At 49.6% G+C, this 1,356-nt stretch carries 1 protein-coding gene and 1 pseudogene; one reads left to right on the forward strand and one right to left on the reverse strand.

Going from position 1 to position 1,356, the window contains the following annotated elements; all coding sequences use genetic code 11:
* The coding region (locus ACTHS3_RS13280; protein WP_440368164.1) for an OmpP1/FadL family transporter at positions 1-516 on the forward strand (516 nt) is incomplete at its 5' end.
* Positions 517-828: 312 nt separating this feature from the next.
* Here the strand turns inward: ACTHS3_RS13280 and ACTHS3_RS13285 are convergent.
* A pseudogene (locus tag ACTHS3_RS13285) lies at positions 829-1,356 on the reverse strand (LysM peptidoglycan-binding domain-containing protein); the annotation flags it as partial.

Here is a 1,356-nt window from a genome sequence, read left to right on the forward strand (position 1 = left end):
ACGCCTGAGTCTTTGTCTGTTCATGGTATGTACCGCGCCACCGACAAAACCAACCTGTTCGGCGATGTGACTTGGACACGCCACAGCCGCTTCAACAAAGCCGAGCTGGTGTTTGAAAACACCAAAAAAGTTGTCAACGGCCAATCCGACCGTACCGTCATTACGCCTAACTGGCGCAACACTTATAAAGTCGCATTCGGCGGCTCTTACCAAGTTACCGAACCCTTGCAACTGCGTGCCGGTATCGCTTTCGACAAATCACCGGTTAAAAGCGCCGAAGACCGTATGAACAGCCTGCCTGACGGTAACCGTATCTGGTTCTCCGTCGGTGCCAAATATCAACTGGGTAAAAACCATGTGATCGATGCGGCGTACAGCCATATCCACATCAATGACACGGTTTACCGCACCGGCAAAGCCAGCGGCAACGATGTGGACAGCCGCGGTGCATCTTCTGCCCGCTTCAAAAACAAAGCGGACATCTTGGGCTTGCAATACACTTACAAATTCAAATAATCGGATTTGAGTTATGGATAAAAAGGCCGTCTGAAGATTTCAGACGGCCTTTTTGATTGGAAGGTACAGATGGAGCAATCAATAGGCAATAAATGGCGTATTGGGCTTTTCATATTTCTGATTTGAATGGCAGAACGGAAAGACGATAGAAAAGGGGAAAGCTGATTACCGGCTGAAGAAACGAGATATTGTTTGCGTTCCAAACAAAGTGTTACAGATTTCTTTATTCTGATGGGCAGCAATCAAAAGGCCGTCTGAAAAACAGGTTTTCAGACGGCCTTTATTTGCCGGATGGCTGCTAAGAAAGCCCAATCAGCTGCGGACTTCCAGTTCGATTTCTCTTTCCTGTTCGTCTTCAGCCGGTTTGTCCATGGTTTTTTCATCAGCCATATTGTCCAAATCACGGCCGGGTTCGGAGGCGGTATCGCCGATGGAAACGCTGTTCAGGCTTTCCAAAATAATGGCTGAGGCCAGATGGTCGGATGTGCGGTATACCATTGCCAAACCGATTTCTTCCGCCGGAATGGAAACCAATTCAACCGTATCTTTGTCTTTCGGCTTGCGAATCAGGTTGTTGGACAGATTCACACGGACATGGCGGCCGCGTTTGTAGAGGCTGACCACCGTGCCTTTGTCCAAGCCGTCGAGTTCGCCTTTATCCAAAGTAATGGTTTGGAACTGGCCGGCTTCGCCCACGCCGTCGAAGATGGAAACGACTTTGGCCTGAATCGGACGGGCAGGGGCGTGAGGCATAACATTGAAACTGTCGAGGCCTTCGGGCAGTTTCAGCAGATAGTCGTCTTTGCGGATTTCGGAAACGGCTTCTTCGATAACCAAAGG

It is taken from the genome of Neisseria sp. P0009.S007, from assembly GCF_051962515.1.